Source organism: Streptomyces cyaneus (assembly GCF_004028635.1).
Lineage (GTDB): Bacteria > Actinomycetota > Actinomycetes > Streptomycetales > Streptomycetaceae > Streptomyces > Streptomyces cyaneus.
The window spans coordinates 828,727-843,782 of the sequence record NZ_RQJW01000003.1 but is presented as its reverse complement, the minus strand read 5'-3'; the positions used below and the strand labels follow the sequence as shown (position 1 = coordinate 843,782).

Below are 15,056 nucleotides of genomic sequence, written 5' to 3'. Positions count from 1 at the left end.
GTGGCGATCGACCCCGATACGGGGCGGGGGTATCCTTGCCGGAGTCCTGTATACCCCTAGGGGGTACCGAACGCAAGCGCCGGAGTGAGGTTGACTTGATACCCCCAGGGGGTATGGTGAACTGCATCGAGAGCTCATATCGAGGCTCATATCAAGAGCTCGTACCGAAGGACCCTGACCCGCAGGAGACCGCCATGCATGCCGGACTGAAGATCACCGCGTTCGCCGCCGCACTGGCAGCGACCTTCGGCACCGCTTACGGCGTGGGCATGGGCATCGACCCCGTGGTCGAGGACCCCGCGCCCGCCCGCCACGACAGCCACAGCGAGCCGTCACCGACACCGGAGGGAGGCGGCGGCCACGGTGGGCACGAGACGAAGCCGGCCGGCGGGCTGCAGATCTCCGAGGGCGGCTACACCCTCGACCTGAGGACCCCGAACGTCACCTCAGGGACCCGCTCCGACCTGCGCTTCGTCATTCGCGACAGCGGCGGCCGAGCCGTCACCGCCTACCAGCGCGAGCACGAGAAGGAACTCCACCTCATCGTCGCCTCGCGCGACCTGGTCACCTACCGCCACCTGCACCCCACCCGCGCCGCCGACGGCACCTGGAGCATCCCCGTCGAGCTGCCCCGCGCGGGCGGCTACCGCGTCTTCGCCGACTTCACCCCGGCGAAGAAGGGCGCCGAGAACCTCACCCTCGGGGCGGATCTCGCCGCCTCGGGCTCCTACGAGCCGCAGAAACTGCCCGCGCCGAATTCCACCGCGAAGATCCACGGCTACGAGGTCCGTCTGGACGGCGGCCTGCGCCCGGGCAAGCAGAGCGAGCTGAAGCTGAAGGTGTCGCGAAACGGCCGCCCCGTGACCGACCTCCAGCCCTACCTCGGCGCCTACGGCCACCTGGTGGCTCTGCGCTCCGGCGATCTCGCCTACCTCCACGTTCACCCCCATGGCGAATCCGGCGACGGCAGGACCGAACCCGGCCCGGACATCTCGTTCACGGCCACGGCGCCGAGCAGCGGCACGTACCGGCTGTTCCTCGACTTCAAGCACGAGGGCGAGGTCCACACGGCGGCGTTCACGGTCCGGGCAGGGGGCGCGGCCACCGCGCAGGAACCGGCCGAGGAGCCCGCGCACGGGACGCACGGGAACGAGCCCGAACACGGGCACTGAGGGCCTGCATGGCCGAGGCTCTCCAGGGGTAACCACTGATACCGCGGGCGCGGTCAGTGCTACCGGCTATAGCTCGGCTATCGGCTATCGGCTATCGGCTATCGGCTATCAGCTACCGGTTATCGGCTATCGGGGGACACCTATGGAACTTCCTGACGGACTTCGACTGGACGGCGGACGCCTGGTGTTCCCCGAATCGGTGTGCGTCCTGCATCTGACCGATGCCGGGGAGATCCTGCTGGTCCGTCAGGAACGGACGACACATCGCCGCTCCACCCTGGAACTGCCCGGCGGGAAGGTGCGGGAGGGGGAGCACCTGGTCGAAGCCGCGCTACGGGAGCTGTCGGAGGAGTCGGGGTGCGTGGCGCACGACGGCGAGGAACTGCTCACCCTGGACATGGACTTCTCCGTCTCCGTGCACCGGACCCATCTGGTGCGGGTTCACAAGCTCGTTCCGTCCCAAGGGAGCGCGGAATTCGGCCTGGTCTGGATGCCGCTGGAGGAAGCGCACCATCTGGTACTCGGCGGTGAGATCACGCACGCTCCCACAGTCGCGGCGATCCTGCTCCAGTCCCGGTCGCGCCAGGACGAGGAGTGACCAGTGTGATGGATGGGTTACCGTCCGTCTTCGCCGAAGTCGTCGGCGGTGTGCTGCTGGTGCTGGGTACGGCCACCGCGCACCGTGCGCTGGGTGCGTGGAAGACGCGGGCGGAGCGCCGTATCTGGCGGCCCATCATGAAGAACGGCCGCCCTCTGGGACTGGTGCTCACCTGTCGGCACGGGCCGCTTCCGCGCAGTACGCACCGTACGAGCATCAACGAGGTCAGGGTGCTGCTCGAGTTCACTCCGACCCTCGACAAGATCGGGATCGAGTATCGGATCACGGACTCACTGGACGCCGCCGACTCCGAGCTCTCCACCGCGAACCTGCTGATTCTCGGTGGACCGGCCGTCAACGACGTCTCCCGGCGGGCGTTCGAGGCCATCCAGGACAGATTGCCGGTGAGTATCAACCTGGAAGAAGTCGCGATCACCATCGCCAATCGACGTTATGCACCCGAGTACGACGCCGAGGTGCACAAGGTCGTCAAGGACTACGGCCTGGTCGTTCGTTGCCAGAACCCCTTCGATCCCTCGCGCGGGACCGCGGCCTTCCTCGTGATGGGCTGCCATGGCTTCGGCACGGCAGGCTCGGCCCGGCTCCTGCGCGACCCCGGTCTGGCACGGCAGTTGGCTGCGGAGGTGGACCAGCGGGATTTTGTGGCGATAGCGGAGATCCGGGTGCATGGGCAGGAGTACGGCACGCGGATCGTCGAGTCGTTTCTCTTTCCCCGTCGTTGAGACACGGTCAGATCCCCCCACCCGCCGCTGCCTGCGCAGCAGCAGCCCCAGATACACCCCGCCGACGACCGCGGTCACCACGCCGACCGGCAGCTGGGCCGACTCGTGGATGCGCTGGGACGCGAAGTCGGCGGTGACCACGAGGAACGCTCCGGTGCAGGTGGCCGCCAGGAGGTTGGGTCCGGGGGCCCGGGTGAGGCGGCGGGCCAGCTGGGGGGCGATGAGGGCCACGAACGGGATCGGGCCGGCCGCCGCGGTGGCCACCGCGCAGGCCGCCGGGGCCAGCACCAGGATCACCAACCGGGTGCGCTGGACCGGCACCCCGAGCCCGCCCGCCACGTCGTCGCCCATCTCCAGGATCTTCAGCCGGCTCGCGGCGAGCGCCACGAGCGGCAGCACCACGAGCAGGCCGAGGGCGGCCGGGCGGACCTCCTGCCAACCCCGGCCGTTGAGGCTGCCGTTGAGCCACACCATGGCCTGCGCGGCCTGGGTGAACCTGGCCTTGGCGAGGAGATAGGCGTTGCCGCCATGCCAGCACATACACGAGGGCCGCGGTCGCGAGGCCTCCGCCGACCGCCCCGACCGCGATCTGCCCGCCGGTGCCGCCGACGAGCAGGACCACCAGCAGGCCTCCGGTGGCGGAGCCGTAGGTGAAGCCCACGATGTCGGGGCTGCCCAGCGGATTGCGGGTCAGGCTCTGGAACAGGGCGCCGCTCAGGCCCAGCGCCGCACCGGCGAGGATGCCGGTCAGCAGGCGGGGCAGCCGGAGGTCGTTGATCACGAAGTCGGTGCGCGGGCTGCCGTTGCCCAGCAGCGTGCGGACCATGTCCGCGGGGGAGAGCCTCAAGCCTGCTGTCGACCACCGCCATCCGCGCGGGGGAGATCCGTCTGAAAGCCTCGCCTTCGTTCGGACTCCGGTCAGCCCAGGGCGCGATCCAGGTTGAAGGCCGCACTGATCAGGGCGAGATGGGTGAACGCCTGGGGGAAGTTGCCCTGTTGCTCGCCCGTGTGGCTGATCTCCTCGGCGTACAGGCCCAGATGGTTGGCGTACGTCAGCATCTTCTCGAAGGCCAGCCGTGCCTCGTCGACGCGGCCGGCGCGGACCATGGCCTCGACGTACCAGAACGAGCAGATCGAGAACGTGCCCTCGTCGCCGTGCAGTCCGTCGGGGCTCGCCGCCGGGTCGTAGCGGTAGACCAGCGAGTCGGACACCAGGTCCTGGGTGAGGGCGTCGAGGGTGGACAGCCACTTGGGGTCGGTCGGCGAGATGAACTTCGTCAGCGGCATCATCAGCACGGCCGCGTCGAGCACGTCGCCGTCCTCGTGCTGGACGAAGGCCTGGCGGCTCTCGGACCAGCCCCGACGCATGATGCGCCGGTAGATCGTGTCCCGGCACCGCTGCCAGCGCGGCAGATCGGCGGGCAGCCCGCGCCGGTTGGCCATGCGGATGCCCCGCTCGATCGCCACCCAGCACATCAGCCGCGAGTACAGGAAGTTCTTACGTCCGCCGCGGGTCTCCCAGATGCCCTCGTCGGGCTGGTCCCAGTGCTCGCACACCCAGTCCACCAGCGCGCACACCTCGTCCCACTGGTCGCTGGAGATCGGCTGCGCCCACTTGTCGTAGAGGTAGATCGAGTCGATCAGCGCGCCGTAGATGTCGAGCTGGAGCTGGTCGGCGGCGGCGTTGCCGACGCGCACTGGGGCGGAACCGAGGTGCCCCTCCAAGTGGTCGAGTTCGCGCTCGGTCAGATCGGTGCGGCCGTCGATGCCGTACATGATCTGCAACGGACCCGCGTGACAGCCGTCGCTCCGACTGACGTACTGGACCAGGAACTTCATGAACGCCTCGGCCTCACCCGTGAAGCCCAGCCGCAGCAGCGCGTACACACAGAAGGCGGCGTCACGCACCCACACGTACCGGTAGTCCCAGTTGCGTTCGCCGCCCGGCTGCTCGGGCAGGCTCGTCGTCGGCGCGGCCACGATCGCGCCGGTGGGCGCGTAGGTGAGCAGCTTCAGGGTGAGGGCGGAGCGGTGCACCATCTCCCGCCAGCGGCCCCGGTACTTGGACGCGGACAGCCAGTGCCGCCAGTACGCCACCGTGCTGTTGAACTGTTCCTCGGCCTCGGTCCGCGCGCACCGCCGTGGGTTCACCTCGCCGCCGACCTGGTCCAGCGCGAACACCGCCGACTCGCCCTGGGAGAGCTTGAATTCGGCGCACACGTCGGGCCCGTCGACCTCCAGCGGCACGGTCGCGGTCAGGCCGAGCGACAGCTTCTCGGACTCGAAGACCGCGACGTCACCCACCCTGCGGACGGTGTGCGGCCGGGTGCCGTAGTCGAAGCGCGGCGCGACCCGCGTACGGAAGGGGATCGACCCGCGCACGCACACCACGCGCCGGATCAGCCGGTGCCGTTCGGTCTCCACCAGGCCGCCGTCCACCGGCATGAAGTCCTGCACCTCTCCGACGCCGTCCTCGGTGAAGAACCGGGTGATCAGGACGTTCGTGTCGGGGAAGTAGAACTGCTTGGTCCGCGCCGACACTGCTGCCGCCAGCTCGAAACAGCCGCCCCGCTCCGCGTCCAGGATCGCCGCGAAGACACTCGGGGCGTCGAAGGACGGGCAGCAGTACCAGTCGATCGTGCCGTCCGTCCCCACCAGGGCCACGCTGCGCAGATCGCCGATCAGCCCGTGCTCGGCGATCGGCACATAGCGCGACGCCGCCCGTACGTGCCCACCGCTCGGTGTCGTGCTCATCGCAGCCTCCCTGGGCCCGCCATGCGCCTCGCTCCCAGCGTAGGTGGAATCGACCGGGTGGGGGCCGGAACCGGGGGCCGGGCGCGCGGGACCAGGGAATCGCCCCGCACGGACGCTCAGGCCGCGCCGACCTCCATCCGCGCGGACCTCGGGTTGCGCCGACGCTCAGGTTGCGCCGGCTTCCGGCCGCGGCGGCGCTTGGGTTGCGCTGGCTTCCGGTCGCGCCGACCTCGCCCCCGGCCGCGCTCAGGTTGCGCCGGCCTCGGGTCGCGGCGGCGCTTGGGTTGGGCTGGCTTCCGGTTGCGCCGGCTTCCAGCCGCGCCGACCTCGGGTTGCGACGATGCTCAGCTTGCGGCGGCCTCCGGCCGCGGGGGCGCTCAGGTTGCGCTGGCCTCGGGTCGCGGTGGCGTTTGGGTTGGGCTGGCTTTCGGTTGCGCCGGCTTCCGGTCGCGCCGACCTCGGGTCACGCCGATGCTCAGGTTGCGCCGGCCTCGGGTCGCGGCGGCGCTTGGGTTGGGCTGGCTTCCGGTTGCGCCGGCTTCCAGCCGCGGCGACGCTCAGGTTGCGCCGGCTTCCGGCCGTGCCGACCTCAGACCGGGCCGCCCCTCAGACCGAGACGACCCTCAGGCCCGCCTCCTCGAAACGCCGTACGGTGTCGGGGGCGGCCGCCGTGTCCGTGACCAGTGTGTCCACCGCGTCGGCCGCGCAGATCCGGGCGAACGCCCGCTGGCCCAGCTTGCTGGAGTCCGCGGCCACGATCACCCGCTCGGCCCGCTCGCACAGCAGCCGGTTGATCGCCGCCTCCGCCTCGTCGTGCGCGGCGGCGCCGTGCGTGACGTCGAAGGCGACGACGCCGAGCACCGCCACATCGATGGTGATCTGGGCCAGCACAGCGTCCGCGAGCGGCCCGATGAGCTCGTACGACTGCGGGCGCGCGACCCCGCCGGTGACCACGATCTTGAACTGGGGGCGCACGGCCAGCTCGTTGGCGATGTTGAGCGCGTTGGTGACGATCGTCAACGCGGGCGAGCCGGACGCCAGGTCGCTGCGTACGGCCAGGGCCCGCGCCACCTCAGTGGTCGTCGTACCGCCGGTCAGCCCCACCGCCTCGCCGGGCGCGACGAGGCCGGCCACCGCCTTGGCGATGCGCTGCTTCTCGGAGGCGTGCCGGGCCGTCTTGTAGCGCAGCGGCAGTTCGTACGACACCCCGTGCACGACCGCGCCGCCCCGCGTACGCACGAGCATCTGCTGCTCGGCGAGCTGGTCGAAGTCGCGGCGGATCGTGGCGGACGACACCTCCAGCTCTGCGGCCGCCTCCTCGACGTCCAGCCGACCCCGCTCGACGAGCAGCTCCAGCAGTGCCTTCCAGCGGGCGTCGCGCGACATCCGCCCTCCATTCCTCGATCTCCCGGCGACCTTAGCGCACGCCTCGCCAGCCGAATGCTTGATTCTGCTCGAAATCTGGCGCTATCTTGCAAGAACAATCATGTGCGGGTGGGAGTGCGGAAGGTGGCGGCATGACGCATGTCGAGGACGAGCTCAACAGTCAGCCCGAGTGCTGGACGCGCGCCGCGGCGGAGGCGGCCGGCCTCGGCGGGGTGCTGCCGGCGCCGGGGGAGCGGGTCGCGGTCGTCGGCTGCGGCACGTCGTACTTCATGGCACAGGCGTTCGCCGTGCTGCGCGAGGGGTCGGGCCAAGGGGAGACCGACGCCTTCGCCGCGTCGGAGTTCCCGCCCGGACGGACGTACGACCGAGTCGTCGCCCTCACCCGCTCCGGTACCACGACCGAAGTGCTGGACCTGCTGGGACGGCTGAAGGGACGCACGCGTACCACGGCGATCACCGCCGACCCGAGCACGCCCGTCATGACGGCCGCCGACGAGGTCGTCGTCCTCGACTACGCGGACGAACGGTCCGTCGTGCAGACCCGGTTCGCGACCACCGCCCTCACCCTGCTCCGCGCCCACCTCGGCCTGCACCCCGACGCGGCCGTGGCCGACGCCCGCACCGCGCTCGCCGACGATCTGCCCGAAGGGCTCGTGGAATGCGGGCAGTTCACCTTCCTCGGCCGTGGCTGGACCGTGGGGTTGGCCAACGAGGCCGGCCTGAAGATGCGCGAGGCCTCGCTGTCCTGGACCGAGTCCTACCCGGCCATGGAGTACCGGCACGGCCCGATCAGCATCACCACGAGCTCCACCGCCACCTGGATGTTCGGTGAGGCGCCCGAGGGGCTGGCCGAACAGGTGCGCGCCACCGGCGGCCTGTGGATCGAGGGCCGTCTCGACCCGCTCGCCGAACTGGTCCGCGCTCAGCGGCTCGCGGTCGCCGTCGCCGCGGCCCGCGGGCTCGATCCGGACCGGCCGCGTCACCTCACCCGCTCGGTGATCCTCGCCCCCTGACGCGCCGAGAAAGGAGAGCCGTGCCCCTCGTGACCACCGGCGAGCTCATCACCCGCGCCGCCGCAGCCCGCTCCGCCGTCGCCGCCTTCAACGTCATCACCCTGGAGCATGTCGAGGCCGTCATCGCCGGTGCGGAGTCGGTGAGTTCGTCCGTCGTGCTCCAAGTCAGCGAGAACGCCGTCAAGTTCCGCTACGGACGCCTCCTCCCGCTCGCCCGCGCGGCCGTCGCCGCCGCCGAACGGGCCGCCGTCCCCGTCGCGTTGCACCTCGACCACGTCCAGAGCGACGATTTGCTGCGTCAGGCGCCGGGCGCCGGATTCAGCTCGGTCATGTACGACGCGGCCCGACTGCCGTACGCGGACAACCTCGCCGCCACGAAGGCAGCCGTCGACTGGGCGCACGCCCAAGGCCTCTGGATCGAGGCCGAGTTGGGCCGACTGGGCGGCAAGAACGGGGAGGCGCCGCTCGACGCCCACGCCCCCGGGGCCCGCACCGACCCCGCCGAGGCCCATGCCTTCGTCACCGACTCCGGCGTCGACGCGCTCGCGGTCGCCATCGGCAGCTCGCACGCCATGACCACCCGCACCGCCACCCTCGACCACGACCTCCTCAAGCGCCTGTCCGCCACCCTGGACGTCCCCCTCGTCCTGCACGGCTCCTCCGGCGTCCCCGACGGCGAACTGACCGCGGCGGTCGCGGGCGGCATCGCCAAGGTCAACATCGGCACGGCCCTCAACATCGCCATGACGGGAGCGATCCGCGACTTCCTCGCCGCCCACCCCGAGGCCGTCGACTCACGCAAGTACCTGAGTGTGGGGCGCGAGGCGATGGTACGGGCGGTGGCCGACATCATCGGGGTGCTGAGGGCTCCCTGACCCGGCCGTACCCCCTGACGCCTACCGCTTGACGGCCCTCAGTACCACGAACTTCGCGTCACTGGCGACGAGTCGGCTGTTCCCGAACAGTCGCCGCAGCTTCACGTGGTAGCCGAGATGCCGGTTGCCGATCACCCACAGCTCACCGCCCGGCCTGAGCGCGCGCCGCGCCCCCGTGAACATCCGCCAGGCCGTGGCGTCGGTCGTCGCCTGGTGGGAGTGGAACGGGGGATTGTTGAGCACCAGGTCGACACTCCCGGCCGGCACGCCCGCCAGCCCGTCCCCGACCCGGAACTCGGCGTGCCCCTGCACCCCGTTCGCCCTGTACGTCGCCTCCGCCGAGGCCACGGCCTGGAACGACTCGTCCACGAACAGCACCTCGGCCGCCGGGTTCGCCAGCGCCACCGCCGTCCCGACGACGCCGTTGCCGCAGCCGAGGTCCACCACCCGCTGGGCGCCCTTGCCGTCCGGAAGGTGTCCCAGGAAGAACCGCGTACCGATGTCGAGCCGGTCGGCACAGAAGACGCCCGCGTGATTGACGACCGTGCGCCCCGAGACCGCGCCGATGCCGTCGGGGAGCGTGTAGGTGTACGGCCACGGGTTGGCGGGCCGCTCCGGCGACGGCTCGGGCGTGCAGAAGATCAGCCGGGCCTTCTTCTCGGCGAGCGAGGTGCGGGTCGGGCCGAGGATCCGCTCGAACAGCTGGAGCGTGGAGGTGTGGATCTCCTTCACCATCCCGGTGCCGACCACCACCGTGCCCTCGTGCACCGCGGGCGCCAGCCGCAGCAGCTGGTCCTCCAGCAGGGCCAGGCTCTTCGGTACCCGCACGAGCAGCACGTCGATGCGGTCCGGCGGCGGATCCTGGGTGGTGAGCAGCCGGACGGAGCCGGGCTCGACGCCGCCGCGGGCGAGGTTGGCCCGGGTCGCCTCCTGGGTCAGGTGGGAGTCCGTGATCTGCACGGGCTGGTGCGCGGCGAGCGCCGCGACCAGGGCACCCCAGCGATCACCGACCACCACGACCGTGCCGGACAGCGGGGTCTCCTGCTCCGCCAGATGCCTGAGGAGGTACTCGTCGGAGGCGTCCCAGGCACGCAGCCTGTCACGCGGGTCCTCGGGGAAACGGGTCAGCGCGAGCTCGCCCCAGGGCGTCGTCATACGGTCGTTCATCGTGCGTCAAGGCTAAGCGACCCCGCGAGGTGCAGGTGCCGAGCCGCAGCTCACGACCGGTGCGGGAGGATGGAAGGCATGGACGCCGAGCTGTTCCCCCGGGAACGTACGGAGGTCGCGCCGGGCGCGGTGCATGTGCCCGACTGGCTGGATCCGGGCCGCCAGCGCGAGCTGCTGGAGGCGTGTCGCGAGTGGGCCCGCCCACCGGCCGGCCTGCGCACGGTCCGCACCCCCGGCGGCGGCACCATGACCGCCCGGCAGGTCTGCCTGGGCTGGCACTGGGGGCCCGTACGGAGGTGCCCGAACTGCGGTCGAGCCGTACGGGACAATCCCGAGTGCCCGGGCTGGCACTGGTACCCGTACGGCTACGCCCGCACGGTCGTCGACGGCGACGCCGCCCCGGTGAAACCGTTCCCCCAGTGGCTGGGCGAGCTGGGCCGGCGCGCGGTGCGGGACGCGCTGGGGGAAGCGGAGCGGGATGTGCCGGGCGAACCGGTGGCGGCGTACGACATCGCCCTGATCAACTTCTACGACGCCGACGCCCGCATGGGCATGCACCGCGACAGCGACGAGAAGTCGGACGCCCCGGTGGTGTCCCTGAGCCTCGGCGACACCTGCGTCTTCCGCTTCGGCAACACCGAGACCCGGTCCCGGCCGTACACGGACGTCGAGCTGCGCAGCGGCGATCTGTTCGTGTTCGGCGGTCCCTCGCGGCTCGCCCACCACGGAGTGCCGAGGGTGCAGCCGGGCACCGCACCGCCGGAGTTGGGGCTGACCGGGCGGCTGAACATCACGCTCAGAGTGAGCGGGCTGTAGGCCGCCACATCTGCGGATCATGGGAGACTCGCCCTCATGAGCGGCAAGGCGGACCCCCGGCCGGCGGGGGAAGGGACCACCTCGAGGACGCGGTTGGACCGGGGGCGCGGTGCGCTCGGACCCGCGTTGGAGCTCGTGCACACCGGACGCGCCCCCACGCGTGCCGTCCTCACCGCCGAGCTCGGCGTGACCCGGGCCACGGCCGGCGCGGTCGCCGCCGAGCTGGAGGCGCTCGGCCTGATCCGGGTCGACGCCCGGCCCGGCGCCGCGGCCGGTTCGCAGGGCCGGCCCTCGCACCGGCTGGCGGTCGCCGAGGACGGGCCGGTCGTCCTCGCCGCACAGGTACATGCCGACGGCTTCCGGGCGGCGCTGGTCGGCCTCGGCGGCCGTATCGTCGCCACCGCGCCCGGCTGCGAGACGGTGGACGCCGATCCGGCCAAGGTCCTCGGCTCGGTCGTCGAAGCGGGCGCCGACCTGCTGCGCACGACCGGACGGCGCTGCGTCGGCGCCGGACTCGCCGTACCGTCCGCCGTCGCGGAACCGGACGGCCTGGCGCTCAACCCGCTGCACCTGGCCTGGCCCGTGGGTGCGCCCGTCCGCCGTATCTTCGCGGAGCGCGTGCGCGAGGCCGGGATCACCGGACCGGCCTTCGCCGGCAACGACGTCAACCTCGCCGCCCTCGCCGAGCACCGGCACGGCGCGGGTCGCGGCGCCCGCCATCTGCTGTGCGTGGCCACGGGGCACCGGGGCGTCGGCGGTGCGCTCGTGCTGGACGGCCGTCTGCACACCGGCAGTTCGGGCCTGGCCCTGGAGGTCGGCCATCTCACCGTGAACCCCGAGGGCAGACCCTGCCACTGCGGCAGCCGCGGCTGCCTCGACGTTGAAGCCGACCCGCTGGCTCTCCTCACGGCGGCCGGCCGCGAGCCGGGCCCCGAGGTCTCCCTGCTCCAGCAGGCCAAGGACCTGATCCGTACCCGGTACGACGACCCGGCGGTCCGCACGGCCACCGAGGCCCTCATCGACCGCCTCGGCCTGGGCCTGGCCGGCCTGGTCAACATCCTCAACCCGGACCGCATCATCCTCGGCGGCCTCCACCGCACCCTCCTGGACGCCGACCCCGGCCGCCTGCGCGCGGTCGTCGCCGACCGCAGCCTGTGGGGCCAGAGCGGCGGCGTCCCGATCCTCGCGTGCACCCTCGACCACAACAGCCTCGTCGGCGCGGCCGAGTTGGCCTGGCAGCCGGTGCTGGACGATCCGCTGGGGGCGCTCGCCCATTAGTCCCGTCGGCCTAGTGGGCCTGTTGCGGCAGGCCGAGCTCGCGGCGTACCTGTGGCGTGTCCTCGTACACCCGCCACTCGCCGACCAGTGCGCCCGTGACACGGGCGGTCCACAGCGCCGGGCCCGCCAGCTCCGGCCGTGAGCAGACCGAGTATCCGGACACCGTGGCGACGTCGTCGTGGACGGTCAGCTCGGTGAACACGTTGCGGTAGTCCCCGAAGGCCGTGAAGAACCCGCGCCACGCATCGAGGCAGGCCTGCTTCCCGCGGACGGTACCGCCGTCGGTGTCGACGAAGGTGTGGTCGTCGGACATCAGCGACGCCAGGTCTGTGAGGTCCTGGTCGTTGATCGCGGCGTTGAAGCGCCGGACGACGTCCACCGGATCCATCCCCACACTCCCCTTCCCGGCAGCGGGCTCACCGCTCCTCGGCCGTCTCCAGGATCCGCGTCCGAGGCGCTCCGGCCAGGGCGGGCGCGCTCTCGGACGAGGACCACACCCTTGTCCTGAGGAAGCCCAGGAACCGCTCGGCGTCGGCCGCGTCGTCGAAGTCCAGGTCGACGACGACGTAGGCGGGGTCGTCGACGGGCTGCTGGACACGGTAGTGGCGTACGCCCGCGTCGGCGCGCGCCGGAGCGAAGCGGTCGAAGGCGGTCTTCCAGGTGGCGAAGTCCGTGATCGGATGCTCGATGTGCAGGGTCGCCATGATCCCTCCTCGGCCGTTCCCGGCGGTCATCTCGGTTCGGCCGTTACCGGCGGCCACCTCCATGCTCGGCCGCCGCTCGGACGGCCGCACTCCCGGCGGACATGGGTACTCTTCGAGACATGCGGATCTCCGTCTCCTCGGACATGGACGAACCCGTGGCCCGTCTCCTCGTCACCGAGCTGCGCGGTCGCGGCCACGACGTCGTCACCCACGGGGCGCTCAGCCCCGGCGACGACCCCCAGTGGGCCGCCTGCTCCGAGGCGGCCGCCCGCGAGGTCGCCGCCGGGACGGCCGACCAGGCCGTCGTGTGCTGCTGGACCGGCACCGGCGCGTCGATCGCCGCGAACAAGGTGCCGGGTGTACGGGCCGCCCTGTGCACGGACGCGTACACGGCGGACGGCGCTCGCCGCTGGAACGACGCCAACGTGCTCGCGCTCAGCCTGCGTCTGACGTCCGAGCCGCTGCTCAAGGAGATCCTCGACGCCTGGTTCGCGGCCGAGGCCAGCGCGGACGCCGAGGACCGGGAGAACGTGGCCCGCATCGGCCGCCTGGACCTCGTCGGCCGCCTCGACCTCAGGGAGCCGTGAGGCTCGACAGCGACATCGCGGTGGCCTACGACGACGGTCCGGTGAGGGCGGGTGAGTCGACGGGGGCGGGCGAGTCGGCGTACTGCGCCACTCCCTCGCCGAACGACCAGTTGATCGGCTCGTTCTCGATGAGGTTGACGAACACGTTCCGCGGCTCGGTCCCCGCGTAGGCGTGGGCGAGTTCGGCGATCCGCCGGTACAGCGCCTGCTTCTGCGCGGGGGTCCGCCCGGAGCGCAGGGTGATCGTGACGTACACGAGGCCGTCGTCCCGGTGGATGCCGAGATAGTCGCTGTCATAGCGCAGTGTGCTTCGGGTGCCGTCGTGGCCGACCAGCACCTGGAACCGGTCGTCGGGCGGGATCCCGATCGCCTCCACCAGGGCGTCGTGCACGGCACGGCCGAGGGCGTCCAGCCGCTCGGGGTCGGCTTCCAGGGCGTCGATGCGGACGAAGGGCATGTGGGATCTCCTTGTCACGAGCGTCGCGAACGTCATGTTCGTCACTTACGGCGAGGTCTGGGGACCAGCTCGCCACCGCAGTTGGGACAGATGTCCCGCATGGCCTCGCTGCACGGCACACAGAAGGTGCATTCGTACGAGCAGATACGGGCAGGTGCGTCGAGCGGCAGCCCCGCCGTCTCACAGCGCTCGCAGCGATCGCGCATCTCCAGTGCCATGTCTTCGCCTTTCCTTGTCAGCCCGGCAATCGGTCCCGCCCCGGCGCGGACATGTGCAGCACCTCGTACATGTCGCCGTCGGCCTTGGGCGTCTCGTTCTCCCAGAGGGAGAAGTGGATCAGCTCCCAACGGCTCGTGTCCACGGCAGCCGCCGAGAGCACCGCGCCGCCCTCGCGGGCCAGCCGCTCGGTCTCCCGCGCCGCGTCCGCCATGACATCGGTCAACAGCCCCTCGTCCGGCACCAGTTGGCGCTGCAGTACCGCGACCCGCGCGGGGGAGTCGGTGGCCCCGCCCTCCGCGTACGCCAGCCCGGACCACTGCCGGACCGTCGGGCGGCCGAAGTCGTCGACGACGCCCTGGAAAGGGCCGCCCCAGAGGAAGGCGTTCATGCCCGCGCCCGTGTTCCACAGATAGAACGGCGCGTATTGGTTGACCGGCGATCCGTGCACACCGCGCTCACGCATCAGATAGGCCTTGAGGCCCAGGCCCGGCCAGTGGTCGAGCAGATGCCCCTTGCCGGCCACGCGACGGCGGATGATCCCCATGTCGTAGTCGGCGGGCAGGGCGAGCTCGTACTGCATCGCGTGCATCAGGCGCCTTCCTGGTGGTCCTGGCGCAGTGAGAGAAGGGAGAGCAGGCCCCGCACGCCCACCTCGAAGGCGGCGGGCGAACCGGACGCGCGGGCGAGGACGTAGCCGCCCTGGACGGTCGCGACGATCGTCGCCGCGATCGACTCGCCGTCGAGCCCGGGCGCGAACTGGCCCTGCTCCTTGCCCTCGTCGACGATCCCGGCGAGCCGTTCCCGCAGCCAGTCGAGCGTCTCGTCGACGGGCGCCCGCAGTTCGTCGCTGGCGATCACGTCCGGGTCCATCGTCAGCCGCCCGACCGGACAGCCACGCAGCACATCGCGCTCGCGCCGCAGATACGCCTCGATGCGCTCGTACGGTGTGCCCGGAGCGTCGAGTACTCCCGCGGCGGTAGCCCGCATCTCCTCGGCGGTACGCCGGATCGCGGCCAGGGCGAGATCCGGCTTCCCCTTGAAGTGGTGGTACATGCTGCCCTGCCCGGCGCCCGCGCGCTCCAGGATCGCCTTGGGGCTGGTGCCCACATAGCCGCGCTCCCACAGCAGTTCCCGGGTGGACTCGATCAGTCGGTCCGAGGTGTCCGAGGTGCTCATACCCTCACTGTACATACTAGTAGTTACAGAAGTCGAGCCCTGATCCTCGCCCTTCCGGAGCAGCGGTCCCGGCCTCGCGTACTTCCCGTGAAGTACGCGCACTGCCGCTGG

17 protein-coding genes and 1 pseudogene are annotated in these 15,056 nt (G+C 71.3%); 8 read left to right on the top strand and 10 right to left on the bottom strand.

Going from position 1 to position 15,056, the window contains the following annotated elements; translation table 11 throughout:
• The first annotated feature begins 194 nt into the window (after positions 1-194).
• The 3 genes from EHO50_RS12710 (at position 195) to EHO50_RS43975 (ending at position 2,513) form a co-directional block, all read left to right on the top strand.
• Positions 195-1,172 carry a hypothetical protein gene (locus EHO50_RS12710; protein WP_128429991.1) on the top strand — a complete coding sequence of 326 codons (978 nt, stop codon included), beginning with the start codon at positions 195-197 and terminating at the stop codon, positions 1,170-1,172.
• 142 nt (positions 1,173-1,314) lie between these two features.
• On the top strand, positions 1,315-1,770 hold the full coding sequence (locus EHO50_RS12705; RefSeq protein ID WP_128429990.1) for an NUDIX domain-containing protein: 456 nt from the start codon (positions 1,315-1,317) through the stop codon (positions 1,768-1,770).
• Between the two features lie 8 nt (positions 1,771-1,778).
• Positions 1,779-2,513, top strand: coding sequence for a hypothetical protein (locus EHO50_RS43975; RefSeq protein ID WP_164904800.1), 735 nt, complete (start codon positions 1,779-1,781; stop codon positions 2,511-2,513).
• Between the two features lie 90 nt (positions 2,514-2,603).
• Here EHO50_RS43975 and EHO50_RS12700 read toward each other — a convergent pair.
• The 3 genes and pseudogenes from EHO50_RS12700 to EHO50_RS12690 form a co-directional block, all read right to left on the bottom strand.
• Positions 2,604-3,339: pseudogene (locus tag EHO50_RS12700) on the bottom strand (FecCD family ABC transporter permease); the annotation flags it as partial.
• Positions 3,340-3,431: 92 nt separating this feature from the next.
• Positions 3,432-5,267, bottom strand: coding sequence for a glycoside hydrolase family 15 protein (locus tag EHO50_RS12695; RefSeq protein WP_128429989.1), 1,836 nt, complete (start codon positions 5,265-5,267; stop codon positions 3,432-3,434).
• Between the two features lie 606 nt (positions 5,268-5,873).
• Positions 5,874-6,653, bottom strand: a complete 780-nt coding sequence (locus EHO50_RS12690) for a DeoR/GlpR family DNA-binding transcription regulator (protein WP_128429988.1) — start codon at positions 6,651-6,653, stop codon at positions 5,874-5,876.
• Positions 6,654-6,784: 131 nt separating this feature from the next.
• Here EHO50_RS12690 and EHO50_RS12685 point away from each other — a divergent pair, with 131 nt between their 5' ends.
• Complete coding sequence (locus EHO50_RS12685; RefSeq protein WP_128429987.1) at positions 6,785-7,666, top strand: SIS domain-containing protein; 882 nt, start codon at positions 6,785-6,787, stop codon at positions 7,664-7,666.
• A gap of 20 nt (positions 7,667-7,686) precedes the next feature.
• A complete protein-coding gene (locus EHO50_RS12680) occupies positions 7,687-8,541 on the top strand; it encodes a ketose-bisphosphate aldolase (protein WP_128429986.1) in 855 nt (284 codons plus the stop codon).
• Between the two features lie 21 nt (positions 8,542-8,562).
• On the opposite strand, the gene EHO50_RS12675 is transcribed toward EHO50_RS12680, so the two are convergent.
• Positions 8,563-9,696, bottom strand: coding sequence for a methyltransferase (locus EHO50_RS12675; protein WP_128430685.1), 1,134 nt, complete (start codon positions 9,694-9,696; stop codon positions 8,563-8,565).
• Between the two features lie 90 nt (positions 9,697-9,786).
• Here EHO50_RS12675 and EHO50_RS12670 point away from each other — a divergent pair, with 90 nt between their 5' ends.
• Together EHO50_RS12670 and EHO50_RS12665 are read left to right on the top strand one after the other, a co-directional pair.
• Positions 9,787-10,524, top strand: coding sequence for an alpha-ketoglutarate-dependent dioxygenase AlkB family protein (locus EHO50_RS12670; RefSeq protein ID WP_128429985.1), 738 nt, complete (start codon positions 9,787-9,789; stop codon positions 10,522-10,524).
• Between the two features lie 36 nt (positions 10,525-10,560).
• The gene (locus tag EHO50_RS12665; protein WP_128429984.1) at positions 10,561-11,802 is read left to right on the top strand and encodes an ROK family protein; all 1,242 of its coding nucleotides are present in this window, start codon (positions 10,561-10,563) and stop codon (positions 11,800-11,802) included.
• A gap of 10 nt (positions 11,803-11,812) precedes the next feature.
• On the opposite strand, the gene EHO50_RS12660 is transcribed toward EHO50_RS12665, so the two are convergent.
• Both EHO50_RS12660 and EHO50_RS12655 read right to left on the bottom strand, forming a co-directional pair.
• Positions 11,813-12,190 (bottom strand): YybH family protein, encoded by a 378-nt coding sequence (locus EHO50_RS12660; protein ID WP_128429983.1) that lies wholly within the window; start codon positions 12,188-12,190, stop codon positions 11,813-11,815.
• Positions 12,191-12,218: 28 nt separating this feature from the next.
• A complete protein-coding gene (locus EHO50_RS12655; RefSeq protein ID WP_128429982.1) occupies positions 12,219-12,506 on the bottom strand; it encodes a hypothetical protein in 288 nt (95 codons plus the stop codon).
• A 119-nt stretch (positions 12,507-12,625) separates the two neighbouring features.
• Between EHO50_RS12655 and EHO50_RS12650 the strand changes: the two genes are divergently transcribed.
• Positions 12,626-13,093, top strand: coding sequence for an RpiB/LacA/LacB family sugar-phosphate isomerase (locus tag EHO50_RS12650; protein WP_128429981.1), 468 nt, complete (start codon positions 12,626-12,628; stop codon positions 13,091-13,093).
• A 25-nt stretch (positions 13,094-13,118) separates the two neighbouring features.
• On the opposite strand, the gene EHO50_RS12645 is transcribed toward EHO50_RS12650, so the two are convergent.
• Genes EHO50_RS12645 through EHO50_RS12630 form a run of 4 tightly spaced genes read right to left on the bottom strand, consistent with a single transcriptional unit; the run spans position 13,119 to position 14,960 of the window.
• Positions 13,119-13,550 (bottom strand): tautomerase family protein, encoded by a 432-nt coding sequence (locus EHO50_RS12645; RefSeq protein WP_128429980.1) that lies wholly within the window; start codon positions 13,548-13,550, stop codon positions 13,119-13,121.
• 41 nt (positions 13,551-13,591) lie between these two features.
• Entirely contained in the window at positions 13,592-13,768 is a 177-nt protein-coding gene (locus EHO50_RS12640; protein WP_128429979.1) for a DUF1272 domain-containing protein, read from the bottom strand.
• 17 nt (positions 13,769-13,785) lie between these two features.
• A complete protein-coding gene (locus tag EHO50_RS12635; protein ID WP_128429978.1) occupies positions 13,786-14,358 on the bottom strand; it encodes a DUF4865 family protein in 573 nt (190 codons plus the stop codon).
• Positions 14,358-14,960 (bottom strand): TetR/AcrR family transcriptional regulator, encoded by a 603-nt coding sequence (locus tag EHO50_RS12630; RefSeq protein ID WP_164904826.1) that lies wholly within the window; start codon positions 14,958-14,960, stop codon positions 14,358-14,360. Before EHO50_RS12630 ends, EHO50_RS12635 begins: the two co-directional genes overlap by 1 nt.
• Positions 14,961-15,056 lie beyond the last annotated feature (96 nt).

Coding starts and splice junctions, on each gene's coding strand:
- EHO50_RS12710 (WP_128429991.1), top strand. CDS start 195: ATGCATGCCGGACTGAAGATCACCGCGTTCGCCGCCGCACTGGCAGCG.
- EHO50_RS12705 (WP_128429990.1), top strand. CDS start 1,315: ATGGAACTTCCTGACGGACTTCGACTGGACGGCGGACGCCTGGTGTTC.
- EHO50_RS43975 (WP_164904800.1), top strand. CDS start 1,779: ATGGATGGGTTACCGTCCGTCTTCGCCGAAGTCGTCGGCGGTGTGCTG.
- EHO50_RS12695 (WP_128429989.1), bottom strand. CDS start 5,267: ATGAGCACGACACCGAGCGGTGGGCACGTACGGGCGGCGTCGCGCTAT.
- EHO50_RS12690 (WP_128429988.1), bottom strand. CDS start 6,653: ATGTCGCGCGACGCCCGCTGGAAGGCACTGCTGGAGCTGCTCGTCGAG.
- EHO50_RS12685 (WP_128429987.1), top strand. CDS start 6,785: ATGACGCATGTCGAGGACGAGCTCAACAGTCAGCCCGAGTGCTGGACG.
- EHO50_RS12675 (WP_128430685.1), bottom strand. CDS start 9,696: ATGACGACGCCCTGGGGCGAGCTCGCGCTGACCCGTTTCCCCGAGGAC.
- EHO50_RS12670 (WP_128429985.1), top strand. CDS start 9,787: ATGGACGCCGAGCTGTTCCCCCGGGAACGTACGGAGGTCGCGCCGGGC.
- EHO50_RS12665 (WP_128429984.1), top strand. CDS start 10,561: ATGAGCGGCAAGGCGGACCCCCGGCCGGCGGGGGAAGGGACCACCTCG.
- EHO50_RS12660 (WP_128429983.1), bottom strand. CDS start 12,190: ATGGATCCGGTGGACGTCGTCCGGCGCTTCAACGCCGCGATCAACGAC.
- EHO50_RS12655 (WP_128429982.1), bottom strand. CDS start 12,506: ATGGCGACCCTGCACATCGAGCATCCGATCACGGACTTCGCCACCTGG.
- EHO50_RS12650 (WP_128429981.1), top strand. CDS start 12,626: ATGCGGATCTCCGTCTCCTCGGACATGGACGAACCCGTGGCCCGTCTC.
- EHO50_RS12645 (WP_128429980.1), bottom strand. CDS start 13,550: ATGCCCTTCGTCCGCATCGACGCCCTGGAAGCCGACCCCGAGCGGCTG.
- EHO50_RS12640 (WP_128429979.1), bottom strand. CDS start 13,768: ATGGCACTGGAGATGCGCGATCGCTGCGAGCGCTGTGAGACGGCGGGG.
- EHO50_RS12635 (WP_128429978.1), bottom strand. CDS start 14,358: ATGCACGCGATGCAGTACGAGCTCGCCCTGCCCGCCGACTACGACATG.
- EHO50_RS12630 (WP_164904826.1), bottom strand. CDS start 14,960: ATGTACAGTGAGGGTATGAGCACCTCGGACACCTCGGACCGACTGATC.